This is a genomic window from Sphingobacterium sp. B16(2022) (genome assembly GCF_012030425.1).
Classification (GTDB): domain Bacteria; phylum Bacteroidota; class Bacteroidia; order Sphingobacteriales; family Sphingobacteriaceae; genus Sphingobacterium; species Sphingobacterium anhuiense.
This window is the reverse complement of the sequence record NZ_JAAUVN010000004.1, coordinates 485,871-509,736: the sequence shown is the minus strand read 5'-3', so window position 1 is coordinate 509,736 and position 23,866 is coordinate 485,871. Positions and strand designations below refer to the sequence as shown.

22 protein-coding genes and 1 tRNA gene are annotated in these 23,866 nt (G+C 32.8%); 13 read left to right on the top strand and 10 right to left on the bottom strand.

Annotated features, from left to right (window positions below):
• Positions 1–25: 25 nt before the first annotated feature.
• The 7 genes from HCX49_RS20585 to HCX49_RS20555 form a co-directional block, all read right to left on the bottom strand.
• A complete protein-coding gene (locus HCX49_RS20585; protein ID WP_021189240.1) occupies positions 26–856 on the bottom strand; it encodes a tetratricopeptide repeat protein in 831 nt (276 codons plus the stop codon).
• A 19-nt stretch (positions 857–875) separates the two neighbouring features.
• On the bottom strand, positions 876–1,160 hold the full coding sequence (locus tag HCX49_RS20580) for an HU family DNA-binding protein (protein WP_021189241.1): 285 nt from the start codon (positions 1,158–1,160) through the stop codon (positions 876–878).
• Positions 1,161–1,437: 277 nt separating this feature from the next.
• Positions 1,438–2,481, bottom strand: a complete 1,044-nt coding sequence (locus HCX49_RS20575; RefSeq protein ID WP_021189242.1) for an aminotransferase class I/II-fold pyridoxal phosphate-dependent enzyme — start codon at positions 2,479–2,481, stop codon at positions 1,438–1,440.
• A 79-nt stretch (positions 2,482–2,560) separates the two neighbouring features.
• Positions 2,561–3,040 carry a hypothetical protein gene (locus tag HCX49_RS20570; RefSeq protein WP_168128015.1) on the bottom strand — a complete coding sequence of 160 codons (480 nt, stop codon included), beginning with the start codon at positions 3,038–3,040 and terminating at the stop codon, positions 2,561–2,563.
• A 5-nt stretch (positions 3,041–3,045) separates the two neighbouring features.
• Positions 3,046–3,522 (bottom strand): hypothetical protein, encoded by a 477-nt coding sequence (locus HCX49_RS20565; RefSeq protein ID WP_021189244.1) that lies wholly within the window; start codon positions 3,520–3,522, stop codon positions 3,046–3,048.
• Between the two features lie 223 nt (positions 3,523–3,745).
• A complete protein-coding gene (locus tag HCX49_RS20560) occupies positions 3,746–5,338 on the bottom strand; it encodes a DNA/RNA non-specific endonuclease (RefSeq protein WP_132771782.1) in 1,593 nt (530 codons plus the stop codon).
• Positions 5,339–5,657: 319 nt separating this feature from the next.
• Positions 5,658–5,730, bottom strand: a tRNA-Lys gene (locus HCX49_RS20555).
• Between the two features lie 218 nt (positions 5,731–5,948).
• On the opposite strand from HCX49_RS20555, the gene HCX49_RS20550 reads away from it, so the two are divergent.
• The 8 genes from HCX49_RS20550 to HCX49_RS20515 all read left to right on the top strand — a co-directional run bounded on the left by HCX49_RS20550 (position 5,949) and on the right by HCX49_RS20515 (position 14,028).
• Complete coding sequence (locus HCX49_RS20550; RefSeq protein ID WP_168128014.1) at positions 5,949–7,082, top strand: tyrosine-type recombinase/integrase; 1,134 nt, start codon at positions 5,949–5,951, stop codon at positions 7,080–7,082.
• Between the two features lie 156 nt (positions 7,083–7,238).
• A complete protein-coding gene (locus HCX49_RS20545) occupies positions 7,239–8,300 on the top strand; it encodes a hypothetical protein (RefSeq protein ID WP_168128013.1) in 1,062 nt (353 codons plus the stop codon).
• Between the two features lie 276 nt (positions 8,301–8,576).
• Positions 8,577–9,011 (top strand): hypothetical protein, encoded by a 435-nt coding sequence (locus HCX49_RS20540; protein WP_168128012.1) that lies wholly within the window; start codon positions 8,577–8,579, stop codon positions 9,009–9,011.
• 94 nt (positions 9,012–9,105) lie between these two features.
• A complete protein-coding gene (locus HCX49_RS20535; protein WP_168128011.1) occupies positions 9,106–10,944 on the top strand; it encodes a hypothetical protein in 1,839 nt (612 codons plus the stop codon).
• Positions 10,945–11,823: 879 nt separating this feature from the next.
• Entirely contained in the window at positions 11,824–12,648 is an 825-nt protein-coding gene (locus tag HCX49_RS20530) for a DUF4595 domain-containing protein (protein ID WP_168128010.1), read from the top strand.
• A 10-nt stretch (positions 12,649–12,658) separates the two neighbouring features.
• Positions 12,659–13,003 carry a hypothetical protein gene (locus tag HCX49_RS20525; RefSeq protein WP_168128009.1) on the top strand — a complete coding sequence of 115 codons (345 nt, stop codon included), beginning with the start codon at positions 12,659–12,661 and terminating at the stop codon, positions 13,001–13,003.
• A gap of 26 nt (positions 13,004–13,029) precedes the next feature.
• On the top strand, positions 13,030–13,494 hold the full coding sequence (locus tag HCX49_RS20520) for a hypothetical protein (protein WP_168128008.1): 465 nt from the start codon (positions 13,030–13,032) through the stop codon (positions 13,492–13,494).
• A gap of 99 nt (positions 13,495–13,593) precedes the next feature.
• Positions 13,594–14,028, top strand: coding sequence for a JAB domain-containing protein (locus HCX49_RS20515; protein ID WP_317166850.1), 435 nt, complete (start codon positions 13,594–13,596; stop codon positions 14,026–14,028).
• Positions 14,029–14,149: 121 nt separating this feature from the next.
• Here the strand turns inward: HCX49_RS20515 and HCX49_RS20510 are convergent, their stop codons facing one another.
• The 3 genes from HCX49_RS20510 to HCX49_RS20500 all read right to left on the bottom strand — a co-directional run bounded on the left by HCX49_RS20510 (position 14,150) and on the right by HCX49_RS20500 (position 18,251).
• Entirely contained in the window at positions 14,150–16,114 is a 1,965-nt protein-coding gene (locus HCX49_RS20510; protein WP_168128006.1) for a hypothetical protein, read from the bottom strand.
• A gap of 1 nt (position 16,115) precedes the next feature.
• A complete protein-coding gene (locus tag HCX49_RS20505; protein ID WP_168128005.1) occupies positions 16,116–16,646 on the bottom strand; it encodes a type II toxin-antitoxin system antitoxin SocA domain-containing protein in 531 nt (176 codons plus the stop codon).
• Positions 16,647–17,768: 1,122 nt separating this feature from the next.
• On the bottom strand, positions 17,769–18,251 hold the full coding sequence (locus tag HCX49_RS20500) for a helix-turn-helix domain-containing protein (RefSeq protein ID WP_165902487.1): 483 nt from the start codon (positions 18,249–18,251) through the stop codon (positions 17,769–17,771).
• Positions 18,252–20,031: 1,780 nt separating this feature from the next.
• Between HCX49_RS20500 and HCX49_RS20495 the strand changes: the two genes are divergently transcribed.
• The 5 genes from HCX49_RS20495 to HCX49_RS20475 all read left to right on the top strand — a co-directional run bounded on the left by HCX49_RS20495 (position 20,032) and on the right by HCX49_RS20475 (position 23,827).
• Complete coding sequence (locus HCX49_RS20495; protein ID WP_168128004.1) at positions 20,032–20,538, top strand: RNA polymerase sigma factor; 507 nt, start codon at positions 20,032–20,034, stop codon at positions 20,536–20,538.
• Positions 20,539–20,578: 40 nt separating this feature from the next.
• Entirely contained in the window at positions 20,579–20,842 is a 264-nt protein-coding gene (locus HCX49_RS20490) for a hypothetical protein (RefSeq protein WP_168128003.1), read from the top strand.
• Between the two features lie 12 nt (positions 20,843–20,854).
• Positions 20,855–21,949 carry a hypothetical protein gene (locus HCX49_RS20485; protein ID WP_132771779.1) on the top strand — a complete coding sequence of 365 codons (1,095 nt, stop codon included), beginning with the start codon at positions 20,855–20,857 and terminating at the stop codon, positions 21,947–21,949.
• 153 nt (positions 21,950–22,102) lie between these two features.
• A complete protein-coding gene (locus HCX49_RS20480) occupies positions 22,103–22,711 on the top strand; it encodes a hypothetical protein (protein WP_206368619.1) in 609 nt (202 codons plus the stop codon).
• Between the two features lie 9 nt (positions 22,712–22,720).
• Positions 22,721–23,827, top strand: a complete 1,107-nt coding sequence (locus HCX49_RS20475) for an aminotransferase class I/II-fold pyridoxal phosphate-dependent enzyme (protein ID WP_132771778.1) — start codon at positions 22,721–22,723, stop codon at positions 23,825–23,827.
• Positions 23,828–23,866 lie beyond the last annotated feature (39 nt).

Here is a 23,866-nt window from a genome sequence, read left to right as displayed (position 1 = left end):
TTTAAATGATTATAAACTAAATTAATTACTTACTCAACTCAGCGATCTTGCGATCGATAAATTGTGAAAGGGAAGGGTCAGCAGCTAGTTGTTTACTTTGTTTAAAAGCAGCAACCGCCTCACTTTTCATCCCAATATTTTCATAGCCTGTGGCTAAATAAAAGTAAGATTCCGCATCTGGTTTCAATTCAATAACTGTTTTGAAACGATCAATCGCTTTATCAAACTGGCGAGATTGTAATGAAAACAATCCCAAAGTTTTGTTTGCTTCTACATTTTTTGGATCTGCTTGAACCACTTCACGAAGTAAAGCAATTCCTGCCATCGGGTTATTAGTACCCGAAACCATAGCAGCTCCTAATCCTGTTTTCGCTTCTAAACTAGCAGTATTTAATTTCAACGCAGCTTCGTAAGAACGAATTGCATTTTGTGTTAAAGCCTGAGCTAAAGTAGAGTCTTGTAAATTTGTGTAAGCAGTACGATAAGAGTTACCCGCTTTCAACCAGTATTCATATTTTGGAGAAATTTTAGCCATTTCTTCATAAATGAATCCTTGCGGAGCTGGCTTCGCCAAATCATCCCACTTTACAGCCAACTTTTGAAGTAAAGAAATCTTTTCTTCTCCAGATGCCTTTGCAATTTGGGTCTCAATATCGGAAATATCTTTGATTAAATTTGCATCTAATCCTTGTTTTGTCATTAACGATATGTTTTCCAAATTAATTTCGGAAGAAGATTGCTCCGTTTGAGCAGATTCTTCTTTCTCGTTCACCAAACCTTTGATAGGTTGTGCCAATAGTACCGCAACTAATGCTGCAACCACGCCTACTACTATAATTTGTTTGGTTTTTGCCATTTTTAATCTGTTTTTAAGATTATTTATTGCCGTTTTTTACTTTCTCAACAAATACTTTTGCCGGTTTGAAACTAGGAACGAAATGTTCAGGGATGATGATCGCTGTGTTTTTAGAAATGTTTCTAGCAGTTTTTTCAGCTCTTTTTTTAACAACAAAGCTACCAAAACCTCTTACGTATACATTTTCTCCACCCACCATTGCGTTTTTAACCACTTTGAAGAATGCCTCAACGGTCTCTTGAACATCTACCTTCTCTAAGCCTGTTTTGTTAGAGATTTCTGCAATAATTTCTGCTTTAGTCATATCAATTTTACTGTAATTATTTATTTCTCAACCTTTAACCAAATATACTTTGGGGTTGCAAAAGTATCTCTTTAAAATGACGTTTGGAAATAATTTAAACATTTTTTTTATTTTAAAATTATTCCAAAAGAGATCATTTACAACAGCTTAGCCATTTTGCATCGCTAAACTCATTTTTCAAAGAAGCACAAAAATACACTTTATTACTGAAAATCAAACCTTTAATTTTATTTTTATCATTTCACGTGAAACAAATGATAAGCCTATGACTTAAATTTTAATCACAAATTACCTGTGCTATTTTTTTTAAATCTTCGGCATTATGAAGACTGCTCAGCACAATTCTGTTTAATGGTGGATCTGTTTCCAAAGGATAAGGAAAACTTGAAATCAAAAATCCCTCTTTTACTAATTTTTGATAAAGTTCAGGGTTCGTGGAGCTGAAAACAGGAAAATTAGGAATATGACTTAGGTTATTGCCGATTAAATCGCTTAATAGCTTGATATTCTGTTGGAGTTTATTGAATTCATCCGAATATATTTCCTGTGAATTTGTAAAAGCGTACATGAAAGCGGGAGAAGCAGGGGAGGCTCCAGTAAAAAAAGATGACTTGCGAAACCTTTGAATCCACTTATTGGATGACAAGATGATACCCGCATCTGTTCCCATTCCTTTTGCCAAAGATGCAACCACTACGACATCAATTCCTGTATTATCAAACATAGACAATTCCGTAGAAACTTTATTTTTGCGAACCACCCCGATTCCGTGCGAGTCATCGACTAAAAGCACGATCCTTTTATTGGGATCTATTTTTAGTAATGGACTAAAATCGTAGTGCTGGGGTGTTAAATTATCCAGTGCATTACTCACAATTACGAAAGAATCTTCTTTAGAGGCATTGATATGCTTTACCACATCCTCCAGCCAAGAAGCCATAAGACCACTCACTCCTGGATTGACATCAAACCACAATGCTGGATGACTATTGGGAGCATATAGAAGTGTTCCTTGTAAAGCAAGTTCCCTCACAACCAATTGTGCCGCCAAATAACCACTTGAAACTATCATCGCATCTTCAAAGCCAAATCGTAAAGCTGCAGCCTCCTCAGCAATATCAAAAATACCAAGCTGAATATTATTATTACGGGAGGTTCCGTTATTCAGTCCATAAATAGAAATTCCTTGTTTATATACATCGATATAAGCCTCATTAACCAATAAGCCCAGATAGGAAGTTCCGCCAAAAAAGAGATACGTCCTTTCTTCATCACTGATCAGTCGACCTGTTGGCTGATGCAAATGGGTAAAATCTTTCATTATCAATATTACACTTTAAAATTACCGGGAAATAGACTCTGTTATAAATAATAGGTTGTTATCTCAAATAACAAAAACACTACATATTGAGTTTGTAGTTGAGCGGAATATTAAATCTGAGCGAAATCGTAAAACCCTTCAGTGGACGATAATCCTGCTTGTCAGCGATTGAAAATCCATATCCAAAATCCAAGTCCAAAAGAGTGGCCATTGTAACACCTACTTTTGGTGTAAAGGTATATGGAGTGAATTCTGTCCGTACAAAAGGAGCAACTACCCAGGATTCAGGATAGAAAGACAGCGCCAGCTCAGGAATTACTGCAAACTTTTTCTGTGTCCATGTAAAATTATGTGTCCATGTAAAATTAGCGGTAACATCTGTTTTTAAAATATTTTCACCGAGAAAAGCAAATGCAAAATACCCTCCTGTTTTTACAGCACTTCCTTTTTGATATTGATAACTAATTGTAGGACCATATAAGATCTCCTGAGCTTTTACCTGCATACTGAAGCTAAATAGCACAAGACAGATCAATTTAACAACAATACTTCTTCTCATAGAGTCTAATATAAATGAAAGTTTAAAGGAATATTGACTCCTAAGGATAAATTCACTCCTTTAATTTGTTTAAAATCTTTCTTGGTATTAATATCAAACCCATAACCTACTCCCAGATCAATGAGAGAGAAAAGACTGAGACCAACTTTTGGCGTTACCGTATAGGGGGTCAATTCGGCTTTGACAAAAGGTAATAGAACAAAATCATTGACATAATAAGTAAATCCCACCTCGGGAATTACGGTTGTTTTACCGCCCATCCAAGTGAAATTTGCACCAGCATCAATTTTCATATACTGCGACTCATTTGGTGCAAATAACCCCCAGGCAGATGCTTTCAAAAAACTTCCGCTCTGATATTGATAACCAATAGAAGGTCCAAATATCCAATTGTTATGTGCCGGTAATGGGTTCTTTTGCGCTGCCACACTTAGACAGGACAATACCCCAATAAGAATGAAAGCAAATCCTTTTATATTCATCTAGCTAAAATACAAAGTATAACCATTAATCAGTACCTCCAAAACAATTAATGTCTAAAATCGTTTGGTTTTATCATTAAAAAAGAATGGGAATCTGAGCTTAATTTTGCCTAGGTCCCCCTGATATTTCTTTTAAAAGCAATCTTCTAACAAACAACTCACCAATATATATGGTGCTGTTCAATGTCTTGTGTGTTTTTTACAATGCAATGAATGGTAAGATTTATCTCCAAATGTTTGCATCAATACTTTGTTTTTGCGTTGTATTTAAATCCGGGAACAAATTAAATCCTGTCACTTTCTCTAATTCGCTTACTGTCATTTGATACTTTTCAAACTTGTTAGAACTTGGTGTTTCATTGTCCATCTTATAGGCAATGGTATAATAATTCTTTCCCTTTTTCATTGCTAGCGCTTTAAAATAATACTTGGGTCTGGCGATTTCTATGTTTTTATTATCGATGATATATTCAATCGCTGTGTTAGATTTTGTATTTGGCATCGCTCCTGTTACCACATATAGCGTATCACATTGTGCCGTCCATGTCCGCACTTTATTTTCTAGGTTTGCCCAGACACCCTGATTCAGTTTAGATGCCTGTGCGGTCATATTTGAAAAGTAAAACGTAGTCTTATTCTGAGCATTATTAAAATTTCTGTCCGCACTTGGCAACTGATGCCCTCTATCGTAACCTGAAGTACCAAAACCTTTAAATAAAGTGGGCTGAAACTCCATTGCTATAGCCGGGTCGTATTGCCAGTCATCGGTACGTTTGGCATTACCGAGATAACTACTGTGCAACGGGTAGGCAACCCAATAGGCCATTTTTTTCACCTTATCGTACAGCATGGTGTAATTACGGCGTTTCGGATCATCAGGTAAAAAGTGCTGAATAAAAACCTCGTCCTTTTTCAACTTCGTTATTCCTGGAATTTCTAAGTAAGGTTGCGTTGCGACAATGCCTCCATCAGAAATACCGTTATCAATTTTTACATCAAAAGAATAATGATTCGCTCTTTTCAGTTTATTTACTTTTGGTAGCTTCCAAGTAAACTTCGTGTTGTCTGAAGTTAAAAACTGTATGGTTTTTCCAGTAATATTTTCTCCTGGAAAAAGGAAGAATTCGACAAAAGCAGTCCCATCATGGTTGTTTATGACTTTTCCCTCAATATCTTTCTGGCTGTCCTTTTTAACTGCTAACTTGCCTGTTACCAGATCAAAGGAGCCAAGCGTGTTTAGTTTCGGCATTACGACTTTCATCTCTTCATACCCGTGTTCATCTATATTGGCTACCGTTAATTTAATGGATATTTTTGATAATTGACGTTCAAATATAAGTGGAATATTATTGTTCCCTTTATTGATTGCCTTTGCATTTTTTGCGTACATGAGATCTATTTTCGCCTGATTAGACTGATCCGTTATATCAAGTACATATTGATAATCGCTAATTATTTTAAAAGGATAATAAGCAATAAAATCTACCGATTTTTCAGGTAAGAAAAGTTCATCTGTAGTTTGAAATATTGATCCGTTTATAAAAAAAATATGATTATTAGTACCGTTGACAATGGAACTAGTCGATAATGGCATTCCTGACTCGATCATAAATATACCGATCTCATCTCCTTTTTGCCATGTAGTACCTATTGCTCTATTTTGATTCTCTTCAACGATCGTTGCTGTAAAGTGTACAGCGTTCTGATCTATTCTGATCTGGTTTTTACGACATGCGTATACAACCAAAAATGTTATAATAAAATAAACTACCTTCTTTAAAAATTTGGTCTTTGTAGTTCTGGTTTTTTTAATCATCCTAAAATATAGTAAGTATTAATTTTAGGGCGAAAATGGCTAATAAATTTAGATTAATGAACATTTAGTAATGACTTTTAATCGATGAAACCACCAAAATTTTGTAGTTAATTGATTACTAGAGGTCTTAAATTAGCCGAAAAAACGATTTTAACAGGATGATTGATTCAATCACAAATGTCCAAGTTACATATGAATTGCAAAAAATGTAAAACAAATCATTTTGAGGATAAAAAAAACGAATCAATCTCAAGTATCAAAAGTCGCGAAGAATAAAAAAGCCACTTTTCATAAAGAAAAATGGCTTTTTTACAGGAGGTGACCTCGGAGGGGCTCGAACCCTCGACCCATTGATTAAGAGTCAATTGCTCTACCAGCTGAGCTACAAAGTCAAGTCTATACTCAAATGTAACTTAGATTTTTTTTATATCAAACATAAAAATGAAAAAACAATATTTCTAGGCTTCTAGACACTGTTTATTATATTATTTTACTTGAAAAATTTGATTTTTAATATCTAAAGTTACAATGAAGCTATCATATTTAATTATTGAAAAGAAAAATACAATAGATAAAATTTATTGGGAGAACAGTGCGAGAACATCAAAAAATGCACAAAATCCAGATTTCCATTTCCACAACTGATGACTTAAAAAAACGTTCCTATATCTACATCAAGATAGGAGAAAATAAGTATAAGGAGTACACAGGTATAAAACTAGGTTTAAACATACAACCAAACTCTTGTAAAACTATCAATGAGAGGAAAGAACAGTTAAGGCAACTAGAATACGAATTTAAAAAAGCCATTGAATTTGGTAAATATCCTATCAACAAATCTTTATCAAAAGTAAAAACGATAGAAAACACTTCTTTAGGAGAACTATTAGATCTAGCTATATCAAACAAGAAAAAAGCAAATCTAACCCGTAACTACGTTAACCATCTTGAAAGATTAACAGAAAAACTAAAAGCGTTTCTAACAACAGAAGAGTTAAATAGTAATATTAACGACTTACAACGGAGTCGGATTCAAGAGTTTATGAATCAATTCAATTCTACGGCTTCTAATTACATGATTTCGCGTCGTCATATAAAAGCTGTATTTGGAGAAATAGATAAGGATTTTGAATTCAATACGGCAATAATTACCAGAACTGACAAGAGAAAGGCTACTCCTAAACTACACAAAATCTATTCTGACGAACAACTTAAGAACGTATTACAGTTCTTAAAAAACAATCATGAAGAATTGCACTTATGTTGCCTAATGAGTTATGGCTGTTTATTACGCCCACATAATGAAATTAGGCTACTAAAGCGTCACCACTTTAAAAACAATATAACAGAAATCCATCTTTCAGGTAATGAAAATAAAGGTAAAAAAATCAGAACAGTGCCAATACCTAGTTATGTAAGAGAATTACTTCTAAATCGACTGGAAGGCTTATCTCATGACGACAACATCTTTACAAGAAGACCTGATTCCAATAATCCATATTATTTTAGTACCGCTTGGACTCGAATGTTTAAACTAATGGAGAAAGAGGGTATTATTGAAAAGAATCAAACAATCTACTCCTTTCGCCATACTGCTTCTGTGAACGTATACAAAAAAACTAAGGATCTACACATTCTACAGCAATTGTTAGGTCATTCGGACATGATAGTCACCTTAAAGTATTTGCGTGGTCTAGGGGTTCATAATGTTGATGAATTAAAGCATGTGATGCCTGAGTTATAATTTAAAAGTGAGACACGGATATTTTGTTTTTTATACCCCTTAATGAAAATGATGTCTCATCAAAAATAAAAATACGCCCATTTCCCTTTATTGGGGATGGGCTTTTTTCATTTGTTTTTGCTTATAATTAGTTTTTATTTAACAGATCAATATTTAATGGAAATTACAACCTCTTGGGAAACATTAGGATTCGATGAAACAATCGAAATTACTGAGACAATTTGTAAATATTTTATGCCAATCACAAGGGAGATTGATGATTCAAAAATAATTACAAGACAAGGAACAAATTCCGAAGAGTATCTAAAGCAACGGAAAAAAGAACTAGCCAATACACGAAATCTTAAATATAAACTACGAGTTCAACGGAGTTATTCCGAACACGGAGAAGTTTTCTACCATAAAGACTATAGCTATCGAGACCTTAGCTCAAGAGTACTATTTAAAAAGCCTGAAACTGAAATTTCATCTGAAGAAGCCGAAACACTGAAACATTTTTTAAACAATCTTTTCAGTATTACAGCGCTTTACAAAGAAGATTATTGGCAATCATACTATGAAAATTATGATGACTTTAGCTCAAATCCTTTTATTCAAGAGGCTATAGAAGAGGTTAGAGATATCTTTAATGTGCTAAAAATGAGAAAGGATATCCTCAACTCCGAAATCGTTCTTAGGCATAAAGACAAATATGGCGCGGTCATTACCGATGAAACCACAAAGGTAAATGACCTTTACAAACAGGAGGCGTTTGATTATTACACACAGCTTAAATATCAAAACTTTCTGCATAGATTCCGTTTGGAAAGGTTCTTAACTGATCAAGAAAAAGCTTTAAACATTCCTATCAAGAAAACACCTAATACAATCTATGAGTTTGATCATGAGATTTCCTTAAAGATTGGATTCATGGAATTTTCTGGCATTACCCCCACTTGTACTACTGATTTTTTCGAGAAGCTAGTCACCAATCTAGTCGACAGTATGTCTTTTAGCGCTAAGCTATCACCATTATACGAGTTTTTAAAACTAGTGGTACCTGCGCTAAACAGCTTCATACATGACCATGCTCATGAGAAATACAAGAAAAAGGATAAGCACTTCCTAATTTTCTCCTTTCTTAGGCTATTCGATTTAGTACCCAAAAAACAGACTATGGATGTCAATGGGCTTGATGATGTTAAGGAAGACTTTATAAAACAACTCATAAAGAAATAGACAATATATAACCCTCCATTTTAAAAAGGACAGAAACTTGAATGTTTTCTGTCCTTTTTTATTTAATCCAAAAAAGTTTTACACACTAATAATTAATAAGATAACTCTTTATTGTAAAAAGGGGGCGATAGAAAATAAACCTTATTATATCCCCCTTTTTTGCATGTGCACCTTTGTGCTGTCCGAAGGGGATAACACTTAAACAATAAGGCGCCAAAGTTTAAGTGGAGAAACGAACCGGGATGACATGACAGATTAAAACTAAAAATTTCGAAGATGAATATTGCTCAATTAAAAAACAGATCACAGGTACAAAAACCATTATTTGCTAGCACGACAAAAAAAGCAAATCAAAAAAAAGCCAAATATACCTTGTCTAATAAAAATTTCTTCACTGAAAATCATGAATACTTTGGAGTCACATCAAAAAAATACTTTAAAGAATATTATAGAGCGCTTGATAATGAACAACGATTAGGTTTATGGCTGTTCTTTAAAAATCTCTCAAGCGGAAATAAAATAGACATTTCCGAAGTTAGATTTAATAAGGATAATATTTCATATGTTGAAATCAAAACCACAATAGACAAAAAGCGTATTACATTTGAGCTGTATTACATGAGAGGTATGCATAAGCTTCTAAGTTTCGCATCATATACCAAATATGATCTAGATGCGAAAGAATTATTAAAAATAGCGAGTCAAGACTAATACTTCATAATCTGGGGGATTTCTCTCCCAGATTAATACTAAAATTTCACAAAATTTCCATTAGCCAATTTATTTGGCTCAGCATTTTAATGTCATGAAAACAGAAAATCTATACATCTCAAAAGATACTTATTTAGATACAATACTTTCGCGAATCCCTACAAATACATTGCTATTTAAAAATATTACTGGCATTGGAGCGACTTACTTAGAAATAATTGATAAGACTAGAAATTCAATCATAATAGTACCAAATGTTCCAGTAATACAAGGCAAGCAAACAAAGCACAGCCATCTATTGGGTGTTTATGAAGGAATAGGAAAAGATCAAATCAAGCGCTTCCTAAAAAAAAGTAAGCCAAAATTTAAGAAAATCATGGTAACTCCTGAATCACTGTCCCGTGTATTGGACTCGTTGAAGGAACTAGAAATAGACTGTTTTAATGAATACTTTCTTTTGATTGACGAGTTTGATAAAATGACACACGATAGTGACTTTCGTGAAGAAATTACATTCCCAATGACGGTATTTTTTGAGTTCAAGAATAAAGCAATGGTGAGCGCAACTCCTATCATTCCATCAGACTCTCGTTTTGCAAAGCACAATTTTACAATTAAAAATATTATTCCAACTTACCCTATCACGAGAGAGCTAAAGGTAATTACAACAAATTCAGTATTGGATGCATTTAAATCCAAATTAGAATCTTGTAAATCAGATAAAATATTTGTTTTCTTTAAATCACTAGCACAAATATCCAATTATATTAAATCATTGAATATTGAAAATGAGTCTAGTATTTTCACTTCAAAGGAAGAAGTCAAAGAGTTTTACAACAAAAGAAAAGAAATAAACCCCTTCCATCTAAGTTATTTATTGGACGAGACAAAGTTCAGCAAATATAATTTTTTGACCAGCAGATATTTTACAGCTGTCGATATAGATATCGAAGAAGATGCTGATGTATTTATTCTTGCAGATTTAAAAGTCTCACATACGATCATCGACCCTTCAAATGAGATTATTCAGATACTAGGCCGATTTAGAAAGAGTAAAATCAAATCAGCACATTTCATCACAGATATCCCCACAAGCATTTCCTTTAAAAGCCAAGAACAGTGTAAAGCATATTTAGAAGCAAACCAAGAGGTATTTAATTATCTTAAAACTATGCGCTTTTCCACGCCAGACTTAGTAATTAAGGAAGTTATTGATGGACTTATTGATATGACTGGATATAAGATTTTTGTAAATAAAGATTATAGTATTAACTACTTTTTAAGAGACAATTATTGTCTGTCAAATCACGTCAAATCGTTGTATATCGATGTAAAACGATTAATCTTGGAATTTAAAAATGTAAAAATTTATAATACAGAGATGAAATATTTCAATGTTTTGCATGAAGACCTCCCATTTTCAAATCTTGATTTGGATAAAATTAAATTTAAGGATACTAGCATTCCGTTTTTAGATAAGCTAAACATCATCATTGATAATCTAAATGAGTTACAAAGTATTCAAAAGAGAATTCACGAAGGTGAATATGTGATTGGAAACATGCAAGAAATGAGAAAAGACCTATTAGAAAAACATCCTGAGATATTCAATATCTTCATGGACGAGGGTGAAGAAAGGCTGAGGGAAATTGCCAAAAGTCAACTTAAATTAAACCAATACTATCAAAAGGCTTATCTCAATGACGCTTCAAAAAATTTTCCTTTAATTTCCGAATTGAATGAAAAATTTAGAATGGGGGAGCAATATAATGAAGCTAATATTTTAAACAAATTTTTTTCTATTGCTAAAAAGTATGATAATGGCATAAAAAGAAATAAACATTTTCTAAATCTATTTATCAATACTAAGAAGATTCCAAAACTCAACGGACAAAGAAGAATAGAAGTTACAGGGTTTGTACACTTAAAATAGGGATATTTTGGTACATCAAAATCATTATTTATACCCCTCAATAATTTTGATGTACCATAATGTTTTGTTTAAATCAAACATCGTACTAACTATACACTCACTATATATCTTCCATATTAGTAATACTAAAAAATGACAGCTATATAAACTCTATTATCAATATAGCCGACAATGGAAATAATATTTATATCATTGATATACATTAAATTACTGTCAAGTATTCCAAATTAGAATTAGTAAATATTGGATTTCAACAGTTTAATTAAAGAAATACAACATTAAATATGGCTCCTATTTCTAAAATAGTCAGCAAAATTTCCACAAAAAATAAAATTATATAGAAATTTTTAACAATTGGTGTTGAAATACCCCCACCCAATTATCTTTTGAACACCACAGGTGTATATTAAACAGCCCCCACCTTAGATTTGAGGAAGAAGCATTTATTAAAGTCAAATTTTTATATTTATCTTTGGACAATAAATAATTACAGCTATAGAATAAAAAGAATTTAAAATATCAAGTTAAGCGTTAACTAAAAGTTCTTGTGAAAGAGAAAACCTAGGAAATTTTCAAATTACACAACAAGGACAGTTAGAGTAACGTTCTACGCTCAAAAGCGTGGGGCGTGGCCTATCTGTTTGTGTAAGGGTTCTTCCTAGGTACCTCTCTCCGACAGCTCTAGGTTATAGTCCCACGCTTTTGTATTTACTAACCTATCGTAAAGGGATTCATCGATACCTAATTATTATAACATGTTTATAAAGTAAAATCTATTACGGATTACCGTATACAGCAATTTATTGCTCTCCGTATTTTTGAAAATCACACCATAAACAGTCGTTGCAATTAAAACGACACTAATCAAACTTTAGATTTATGAAAAAAGTAATCTTACTTTTAATGACATTGGCAACCTTAGCAGGTTGTTCAAAAAAAGATAATACAGATAATAACTCTGGTGAAATAGAGAACAATTGTCTTGTCGAACAATTAACCTATGAAGGTGGCTTTGTAAAATTTAAGCGTGATAACCAAAATCGAGTCATTAATGCTCAAAATGAACTGGATGAAAGACCTTGGCAAGGTAAGTTAGAGCATTCATCTTACGATTTTGCTTACGAGCTAAATACAATTACACTTAAATTCAAGAATGACTATGAGTCATATACTGTTATTTACCAGATTGATAAATCAAATAATGTTGTGAAATCCCAAAAATTAGATTCTAACAATTCTATTGATATCGAAAAGAACTACAGTTATGATGCAAATGGATATTTGAACAAAATTATTTCAAAAAGTAAAAGCAAATGGCATCGAGACATTATTTTAGAATACAAAGATGGCAATTTGATTAAAACCAATGAAAATTATGGTTCAGAAAATGGGATTTTAAATAAAAGTAATTTTGAGTTCAAATATGATTTACCTCAAAATAATGTTCCTTATTTCGCCTTATATTCAAGATTATCCTCAACTCTTGATTTTGCAGAATCAGTTCTTCTTGAACAGGGCTATTTTGGTAAAAAATCAAAAAATGCAATAAGCTCTGAAAAAAGTCTATATAGTGATGGTGCTCCTCATGAAACAAATTGGTCATTTACTTACACCACTAATAATAATGGTTTAATAACTAATGTTAAAGAATTCGAAGAGACCGATGGAGCAAAGGAGTATACAATAGATTATAAATGCAAATAGTATTTTAACAATGTGGTATAAAATCAGAACTGGTGATAATTCAACATATAGAGGTTGGAATTATAGCGTAACAGCAGATTCTAACAATGATCTACGAATTTTAATCACCTCTCCATACGCAATGGATAGACCGATTGCAAACTCGGGCAATTATGAACAAGAAATAGAATTGTTCTACAGATTTATGGAAATCAATGCGACAAATACATATTCTTTTAAAGAAAAGGTAAGAGTTTTTGGAATATTTTCAACATTTGCACCCAATATTGAAAAGGGGCATAATGCCGCTAGAAAATATATAGATCAACGTTTAGGTGACTTCAACCTCGAAAAATTTTATAAAACTATCATGTAAAATATCTATGCAACGGTTATTAAAATATGCTTAATTTCTTAATATTAGTATTTGCTATTACTCTAGGGATTATTAAACTAATAGAGTTTCTATTATGGGGAGTCATTATTACTATAATGCTTGTCACTATTATTGTCTCTCTACTTTATTTTTATCGTAAAAAAAATACTAAGTCTACACACTGCACTCTAGATGACTTTTTTCCAGACATTGGAGCAGATATTCCTGAAAAAGAGTTCGAACACATGAAAAAACAAATCATTTCTTACTTGCGTTCCTATGGTGTTAATGATAACTGTGAAATTAATCAGGACATAAATAATGATAACACAGTCGTTTTTCATAGTGACCCAACATTTAACGGAGTGTTCCACTGGGGAACCATGGATTCACTTAATCAATATAAAAGTGTTTCTGAAAATCCCAATCTGGAAGAATTTACAACTCTTTACATAAGGTCTTACTATGATGTGATCGCAGGCGTTATATAGTAATCATTTTTAAATCTACCTCAATGTTAGCCTCTCCACATCGGAGAGGCTTTTTTTATGCACTTTAATTTACAACACAATATGAAAAATCTATCGAATGTGGCGGAAATCACCGTCCAATTTAAACCTAATTTTAAGGTTTCTGAATGTCCTCAAATTTCTGACTCATCTACAGCTCATACAATATTAAAAGAGTTCTGGGACGAAGGATTGATGCAATTTTTAGAAGAGTTCAAGGTCATCTATCTTAATAATGCAAATCATGTACTTGGCATATCAGATATTGCAATGGGAGGGAGAGCCTCCGTAAGTGTGGATATGAAAACCATTTTTTCTATTGCTCTTAAATGCTGTGCATCTAAAATTATCTTATCACATAATCATCCATCAGGTAAACTAATGCCAAGTTCTCACGACCATGCTATTACGAAGAAGGCTATTGAAGCAGGTAAGGTTTTAGATATACAGGTGGCTGACCATTTGATACTAGGTGTTAATGGGTATTACAGCTTTAGAGATGAAGGAGATTTTTGAGACATGATCTTTTTGTTTTTATAACCCCTGAATAATTTTGGTGTCTCACCTGTAATCATCACCTCTCACTTGGAACCTTTGTGGGTTTCTGTGAGGGTGATGATTATAGAAAAAATAAATTTTATTCAGCTATTAAGTTTAGGTATTTATAAAGGTCATCATGTGCTCTTATATTAAAATAAATCAATATAAATGCTGTTACATATAATCCTAATACAATAAAATGATACCACTCCAACTTTTTTAAATTTTCTCTAGTTATTATCCAAATTAAATAAATGAATAGGGATAAACTAAAAGCAAATGCTAGTATGAAATTTAAAATTGTATTCAATGATAAATCCACATTGTCTTTGAATATTTGTAAAGAACCTATCGAAAAAAGTGCTACTGCAGAGAAAATACCTAAGACCTCTATTGATCTTCTTTCTTGTTGTTTAATAATACTCTTGCTTTCTTCTAATTCTTTGTTTGTGGATTGTATTTTTTCAATAAGATCACTTAATAGATCAAAAGTCGTTTCAAAAGATTCTATTTGATTCTTCTTAAATTCGATATTTTTAACTTCTTCGGATATTTTGCTATAATCTAAAGGTACGACATAGCTACTGGGGAAAAATAATTGGAATTCACCAAATTCAAGTATATTAAATGTTTCTTCTGATTGACAATGTTTAAAATCGTTTTGAAATGGTTTCAATTTCAACTGATGAGACCATTTAAAAGCACTTTTTAATTTACTATGGCATTTGCTAAATAATTCTAATAATTTATCGAATTCACTTTTAATTTGAAGACTGACTTGATTCTCCTTAATCCCATAAGTTTTCTTATAATAGTCTTCTATAACACAAGTTAGATACTTTGTCAATTTTAACCAAGGAAAATAATTTTTGATATTATCTGTATGCTGATATGTTCTAATACTTTCATAAATTTCGAAAAGTTCCTGATAACTCAGGCTTATTGTTTCGAGTTTTAAAGATATAGAATTATTAAATACATAAGCCTTTAATATTTTCAAACTATTTCTATCAAAATCTGAATCTGTTATATTTTTAGATTTTAATTTATTCTTAATTTCTTCTAAAATGTCGAACCTTTTAAAATCATCTTTACACAACTTAATATATGTGTGATAATCAATGGATGTAAAATCATCTAAATTCAAATCACTGAGTCTAGCTAGATTTTTTCTTTGCTCTTTCTTCGAGTTTTCTCCATCCGTATAATGCGATTCAATAAAACTTTTCCATACCTTAAAGTTATTATCATTATCTAAGTCGACCTCAATTTTATCATTATCAAAAATATAGCTATATGTATTTTTACCAGTCCTTTTTGCAATTTTGTAAAGTAAAAAATCACATTTCATCTCCACAATTCTTTTTAACTCTTTATTTTCCGAATTTGGTAATTGAAGTTCTTTAAAAGACTGCTTAAACAAAATTAGATCAGTAAACACATTATCATTAGGATCATAACCAAAATGCTCGAGACCATATAACTTTAATATCGTTTCAAATCCATTTAAATAATTTTGTTCTTTTTCAGGAATATTTAGCCTTTTTATATTTAATGCACTAAAAAGCTCCCTCTGAGAATCGAAAGAGAAATTAGATTCCAACCTTTTCTGAAAATTTAAGGTTAAGTTCTTTATTCTTTGAAAAATAAGTAAAGGACTATCGTAAATTAACAAAGACGAAGCATCACTAAGCCTTTTATAAACACTAACATATGCTAATGGTATCTGCTTCAGATCGATGTTATCGTAAAATGTATATTGTGTTAAATAGGTCTCCAATTCCTCCAAATCCTTTTTCAGATCCGATATGCAATACTTACCAGACAGTAATACATAAGAATAGTACCTAATTAAGTCAATACTCAGTTTGGTAAAATGGAGTATTAAGAGCCCCTCCTGAAGGTCATAAAATGATTCAACAAATTTTCTTCTCTCTGACTTTGTCGTTAAGATCATCCTTTCTCTATCCGATTCCTTAATATTCGCTTCCAAGGAATAGATTTGACTTTCTTTCTTTGCATTTTCTAAAAAATCCCAAAAATTCAAATCATAGAAATTCATTCTAGAAGGAGTAAATTTTTAATTCATTAGATATAAGTGATTTATCAATATATGATGAAAGGCTACCCTTTTTTTTCGCCTGTTCAAATGAATATTGCCAAGAGAACCACTTATGACTTAATTCAACTAAATCAAAAGCAGTATATGTAACCAAAATACGATTGCGATTTTTCAAATTATTTACTATTTCATCGATAATAGATTTATCCTCTGGAGATATAGATGTAAGTATCGACTCAATACTAAAATTACTTTTTATAACCAATGATGATTTGGTTATTGTAAAATTATTCAGTTGATCTATGATTTGATAAACATCACTCTCAACATGACCATACGGCAATGCATGGAAATTATTAAAAATCCTTAAAGCACTGTCGGAAGTACTACATGCAAAAAAATGCAGTTTAATTAATTTTAACTTACTTAAATCATTATTTCCGCCTTGATTAAAATCTAAGTTCTTAGCCTCACAATACCATTGATAGACTAAATACACGAAGTATTCAAATAGATCTTTCTTCTGACTCATTTTTATTTTTCTTATTTAAGTTTTTGTAATATACAAAAAATTGTGCAAATCTACTTAATTATATTAGTATTTCTTATACTTCATTAATAATTATCGAAATTCAATCAAATTGGTAATAAGGCATTCCGTTTTGGAATTACCGCCATGAAGATACGCCAAACCAAGTTAAAAAAGAAACAGGATTACATCCCAATTCTTTTTTAATGCTCCGCAGTTTGTCATACTTCCTGTTTTGGTAATTCCTTCACTTCATAAAAACTCCTTTGTGTTTCATAATAAGCATTACATGCCTATTAGAAACCCAACCGTTTTTCGAGTTTGGCTCGCCTGCTTGGTCCCTCAGGCTTCGCTGTTGTCACTATTTTTGATATTCCCTCCTCACAGTCCTTTTTTCAAAAATACCACCAACAGCTTCGTCTATTTCATAGATATCGTTGAATCATGCTACGCATTTCTCTTCAACGACCTTCGCTCAACTCGCAGGACGGCGAGCGATAAAAGTGTGTGCTAAAATGAGAATGTTTTACAATAAATAGGAGTGAGACATGAAAATTATGTTTTATATACCCTTGAAAATAATGAGGTCCCAACAAGAAGCAATTTCTCATTAAATACGAAAGTCCTTAGTAAGCGCATTACCACAACTTCAAAAATCAAAAAAACCTATTTAACTTTATACTGATAGAAAGGAGAATATTTCATTGAAATAGCGAGAACACATGCGAGAACAGGGGCCTATTTAAGGCTCAAAAACAAGGTTAATCAACAAAATTTTAAAACTACTGATCTGACAATAAATTTGCTTAAGTATTTTAAAATCAATTAATTAAAGAAGTGAAATATGAGCTTAAAGCGCTGATTAAGAGTCAATTGCTCTACCAGCTGAGCTACAAAGTCAAGTCTATACTCAAATGTAACTTAGATTTTTTTTATATCAAACATAAAAATGAAAAAACAAGATATATTAATATAATCTTTTTAAGACATTCATTATCAAATTGAAAATCCATAAATGAAGTATATGAATTCGATAACAAATATAGACATGAACTCAAACTGCCGTTTTTAATCGCGAGCCTCAATCAGCCAAATTACTCAGGAAGTATCAGCTTTGTGTGTTTTCTATATTTTATTCGTCTTTTTCTTATATAGCTTAAAATTTCCTTCTTTTCTATATTCTAACACATGCTCTTTACAATATCCCGTTAAATAAACGGAAAATTTATTGCTATCGTTTTTATCCAAATTCAATTCTGCCAATACCTCCGCCACACGTTTAGGTGTATTAAAAAAATCCGAGTGATAAACTAAATGATCCAACTTTTGTGTTGTTTCTATACGTCGTTTAGATTCAGGTTCGATTTTATATAGTGGCGTCAGATCCATGTTCTTCTCAAACAATGTTCTGGGCTGGATATTCAGTGCGCGGCAAATTAGCAAGAAGTTATACATAGTCGTACCTTTTCCCTTTTCTACCGCAGCAATGGTATTAATGGTAAGGTCAGTCATATGTGCAACGTCCCTTTGCGTAAAATCTAATTCATCTCGACGCTCTCGAAATTTTTGACCAATATTCAGGATAATATCTTCATTTATTCTTGACACGTAACAAATAGAGTAAATATTTGCGCAAAATAAATACAAATAAAAAGCTGATTTAATTTGCGCAATTCCTTTTATAATATTACTTTTGTGTATATAAGGGAGAAATTACCTTTCGTCCTATGGTATATGTAACCAATTATGATCGATATGAAATATTCATCAAAACCTAGGATTCTCAAAAATTAAATGTTCTAAGGTGATATCAGCACAGCGATATATTCACGTTTTTGTTCTTTGACTTATTGGTATTGATAAAAAAGAGGCTTCTTGTGAAGCCGTAAGGCAAGGGATAGTTCCACTCGCCAAATACACTGAAAACAACTTTGTATTTTTTCTTCATTAAAAAAAGATATTAATAATATGTTGCCAATTTCTGTTTTCCAAAGTCATACTTGGTTAATAGATGGTTAGGGATCTTCTCATATTTGGTCTTGTTTGTTGTCCCTAATTATTAAGTGATACACAACTATGTTTATGTTTATTTATCCTAAGGGTTCATTAAGATTAGAAATTAATTTTTCTTATTATTCCTTTTAAAGGGCACATTATAATTTAATAATAGATTTAGACAGATATCATAAGTTTACGTACCCATCATCTACCTTGGTAAACATTACGCTCACGACCTACACTCCTTTAGTAGCCCGAGAGAAGAGGTTCCTTGTGAAACCGCAAGATGAGAGCAAATGCTGCTCATTAAGTACATGGTCTACAAAAAACTTGCAATAACCTTTGTTCATCAACTTTGTAAACTGAATTGTACATACAGCAAAGGACTATAAAATTACATGCAAAAGCTCTTACTACAGTTGGATTACAATATGGAGAAAGCTGCTCTTTTTATTGCATACGAAGTATTTTAAAGATAAAAAATAAAAGTAGTACACAATTAGGTTCTTACTAAGATAAGGAGACTTAAAATCTATAGCTGTAAATAACCTTTATAAAAACAGCCCTATAGAAGCACTGCGAAATCACTTCCATAATAAAATAGATATTAAAGACAAAATGAGGCTTCTTGTAAAGCCGTAGGGTGAGGGTTTAAACTACTCACTAAATACTTTCCAATTTATTTTTTTCAAGCTTTACAATCTGTATCAACTGTAACTTGCTAGAACAATAATGGGTTAACAATCTTTATGGGTTACTCATCCGCTTTTTATAATGATTAACATCTTTTCTCTACCCACATATTGAGGTTAACTCAATCATTAGCTCCTGAACACAAGACTATTGGTTATGTATAAACAATAAGCTGGACTAACAAAATGAATAAATTACTACGTATATACAATCATGCACTATTTATAATTATGAGGTAAGAATATCAGCTTATAAGCAGGTTATATATACGAATCAGCTATTAAAATATTTATCGAGGCTGCTTGTACAGCCGTAGGGTGAGGACACTTGTCGCTCACTAAATACCTACCAAGAATTAAATTATTCAACGAAGATAAAGCTACATGTTGCTAGGGATATACAATTGAAGGTCTGCCATTACACTAAATTTGAACCGGTTTATTCATTAATATCTTCTTGGAGCGTTTATACAATATTGAATTTTGAGTTAAAACATCTTTTCACGAACGCTTTCAACATGATAAGGTCTTCACAAATTCTTTTAAGAAAATCGCAAAACGACTAAAACAAGATTACCGTCAATACCAATAAGTTCTATTCATAAATCTTTCAACTTAGGCAGCTTCATGGTTAAAATCGCCAGAAAAGAAACTGCACGAAGTTGTCTCAAAAGTTTACCCACTAAATAAAACGAAATATGAACAAACTTTACAGTCAAAAAAACACTAAAAAACAACTTATCCAACTCAACAAAGGGATTGAAGCAGGATTAAATTATTTCTATGAGAAGTTTTATCCGTATTTCTACCTCCGCTCTAACCGTGCGACACAAGACACCTGTATTGCAACTAGTATTACTCATGAAGCTTTCTTAAGGTTATGGCTATATCGGGAAAATATTCATTCTGAAGAAGATCTTTTGCATTTCCTAAAAATGCAAATTAAAAAGGCTATTCATATTTTTTATAGCAACCCCCGGAGCCGCTTTCACCGTAGCCTCCTTCAATTAGATTCTATAGAAAATTATCAGGAATTTCTTGCTGGATATGAAGAAGATGATGACGCTCATGAAGACTTAGTTTATCTTGATAAATTAGACAATGAAAAGCAGCATCAATTAGATAAACTCAACAAAGTACTGCCATTTTTAAACCTCGAACCAACTATTCATCAGACTCAGTCTTCAGTACAGCTTCAATTATGAGCGTATTGCCTATTACTTAGGCGGAATATCGGACTATGAAGTGAGTTTAAAAGTAGAAAAGACGATTGAAGTTCTTCGTTCAATTTTAAATAGTTATGAAAAAATAAATAAGGCAATCTCAAATAAAAAGATTGTTGCACAAGTAGAACTTACAGACGAACAGGTAGAAATTTTCCGCATGCGCTATGAATTGCAATTCTCTTTTGAACAAATATCAAAGCAATTGCATTTAAACACTACAGCTGTCAAAAAAATATTTATCGAGGCACACAGTAAAATAAAACCCCGCAAGAAAACTGCTTAAAACCCCTTTGTTATGGAAAACAACACAACTATTTTAACCCGGAAAATACAGATTTATATCGATTGTGATGATAAAAAGAAAAGAGCCACATATTACGATAGGCTATTCGATTGGCAAAATATAATATTTAGAGCATCCAATATTGTACTCTCCCATCAATTTCTGCAGGATAGCTTAAAAGATCTCATTTATCTAACTACTGAAGTGAAAGTAAAATTAGCAGACCGTAATACCGATGAAGAAGGAATATTGAATACATCAAGAATGAATACTACCTATCGGCTTCTTTCAGCTTATTTTAAAGGCGAAATACCGACCGATATCTTATCTACGCTCAATACAACATTATACAAAAATTTTCAATCGGATCGTAAAGCTTACTGGAAGGGAGAGCGCTCGTTAAGAACTTACAAAAAAGATATTCCTATTCCTTTTTCTTCAAAATCTATGAAATTAAGTAATGATGAACAAGGGCGAGATTTTAAAATTTCTTTATTTAAACTTCCTTTTCGAACTTATCTTGGTAAAGATAGGTCTGATAAACGCATACTGTTACAAAGGGTACTGGTCGGGCAGATTAAGGCTTGTTCTAGCGCTATAAAGGTTATAAAAGGTAAAATATTTCTTCTATTATCATTAGAAATGCCCCAAAAAGACCATGTTCTGCAGGAGCATCTTATTGCAGAAGCATCGCTATCTATTGAACATCCTATTTCAGTGAGTATAGATAATGATTGCTACCAAATCGGGACAAAAGAAGAGTTTTTATACCGTCGTATTGCTATTCAAGCGGCAAGACATAGACTACAAAGAGCCATAACTTATAATAGAGGTGGCAATGGCCGTAAAAGAAAACTCAAAAGTCTAGATCATTATAATCAGAAAGAAAAGAATTATGTTGATAGTAGACTACATCTCTATAGCAGAAGACTCATTGATATCTGTATCAAATCTCAGGCAGGAACACTTCTTCTAGTCAATCAATCCAACAAAGAGGAGATCGCCAAGGAGGATGAATTCTTACTCCGCAACTGGAGCTATTACGGCCTTATTGAAAAGATCAAATATAAAGCTAAAATGGCCGGTATTAATGTTATTATAGAATAGTTTACAGCCTACAGTACATTAAAAAAGAAAGAAAAATACAATCTAGAAATGTAAAAACTTACTGTGAAAACGCTACCGGACTAGGCAAAATATGAAAACTGGTACACGATGAGCTTCATGCGGGACAATACCTTTGTTTCAAAATTTAAAGCTATGGATATTCAAAATGTGCTTCGTTGTATAGTGCAGCAAGATGAACTGCATGCCAGATGGTTGAATACACTTTCTTTTATGGAAAACGCTGGCGCTAGGAAAATATCGCAATGTGAACATCCTACAGAAGTTAGTATCATACAGCTAAAACATGCGGCAGAGGAGCATAGGCATGCTTATTACCTGAAAAAACAGATCGGTAAACTTGGAACAGCCATCTGCTCGACCTATGAGGATAAATATTTAATCGCTCCAGTATACACAAAACAATACCTGCATCAATTGGATATTAAATCTTGTCGCTACCTCAAAGAAACTTTTAATCTAAGCGGCGCAGCTCTTAAGCATGCCGCTTACCTATTTGTTACTTACGCCATTGAGGTCCGTGCCGACGAGCTATATCCCATATACCAGCATACGCTTGATACAATGAAAAGCAAGGTTATGGTCAAATCTATAATTCTTGAAGAGGAAGGGCATCTGGAGGAAATGATTGATCAACTGGCGCAGTTTTCTCCTCAATGGGAGCAGTATGCCAACAATGTACAGACTATAGAGCGGGCCTTACATACGGAATGGATCAGCGCAATAGAAAGTCAATTAAACTAATGTCCGGCGATGTACAGTACATGGGATAAACTGCTATTGCAAAGAAAAGAGTCCGCATCACTTCGAAAGCTCAGCATAAATGCCAGTGAGACCGATTTCCTGAGCAATGACTATTTGGGCATGGCCAGGAATAAAGTTTTTCATAAGATGATGCTAGAAACCATACAGTCAGACCCCAAAATACTTGCGGGTAGCACTGGTTCAAGACTCATTAGCGGTCACTCGGCAGAGGTGCATGAAACAGAATTCATTCTTGCACAAAAGCATCGTACCGAATCAGCTTTACTATTCGCATCGGGATATGCGGCCAACCTCACTTTATTCTCTTGTCTACCGCAGCGGCAAGACACCATTATTGTAGATGAGTATATACACCGTTCTGTACACGACGGCTGTGTTATGTCTAAAGCTATAAAATGGAAATTTAGACATAATAATCTTGAAGATCTAGAAGCCAAGTTAAAAAGAGCCAGGGGACTGTGCTTTGTGGCCGTTGAAAGCCTATATTCTATGGAAGGAGATTTTGCCCCTTTAACAGAAATCGCCAAATTGACCGATAAATATGGAGCATCTCTCATCGTCGATGAAGCACATGCATTTGGTGTATTTGGCTATGGCCTTGTCCATCAATTGGGTTTACAAAACAGCGTATTTGCAACTTTGATCACTTATGGTAAGGCTATGGGATTACATGGGGCAGCACTACTCTGCAGTAAACCTATCAAAACTTACCTCATCAATTTTGGCTCTCCCTTTATATACAGTACAGCCCTTCCAGATCTTATCTGGAGACAGATTCGTATGGGATATGAATTTATTGACAATCACCCTGCCTTAGCTTCAAATTTAAGGCACAACATTCGCCTATTCAGAACACAGCAGGTACCCACAATATCAGGCACAGATAGTCCGATACAATCGCTTATAGTTCCTGACAACAAACAGTTGTTGAACTTAAAGAACTCCCTGTCTGAAAAAGGATTACAAACCTATGCTGTTTTTTCACCAACAGTAAAATTAGGAACAGAACGTTTACGTATTTGCCTACACACATTTAATCAGAAAAACGATATTCTCTTGCTAACACAAAGCATAAAATCGAGTCTTGACTTATAGAGAAAGAAACATATCAAAATACTCGTTTTGAGTCCCAAA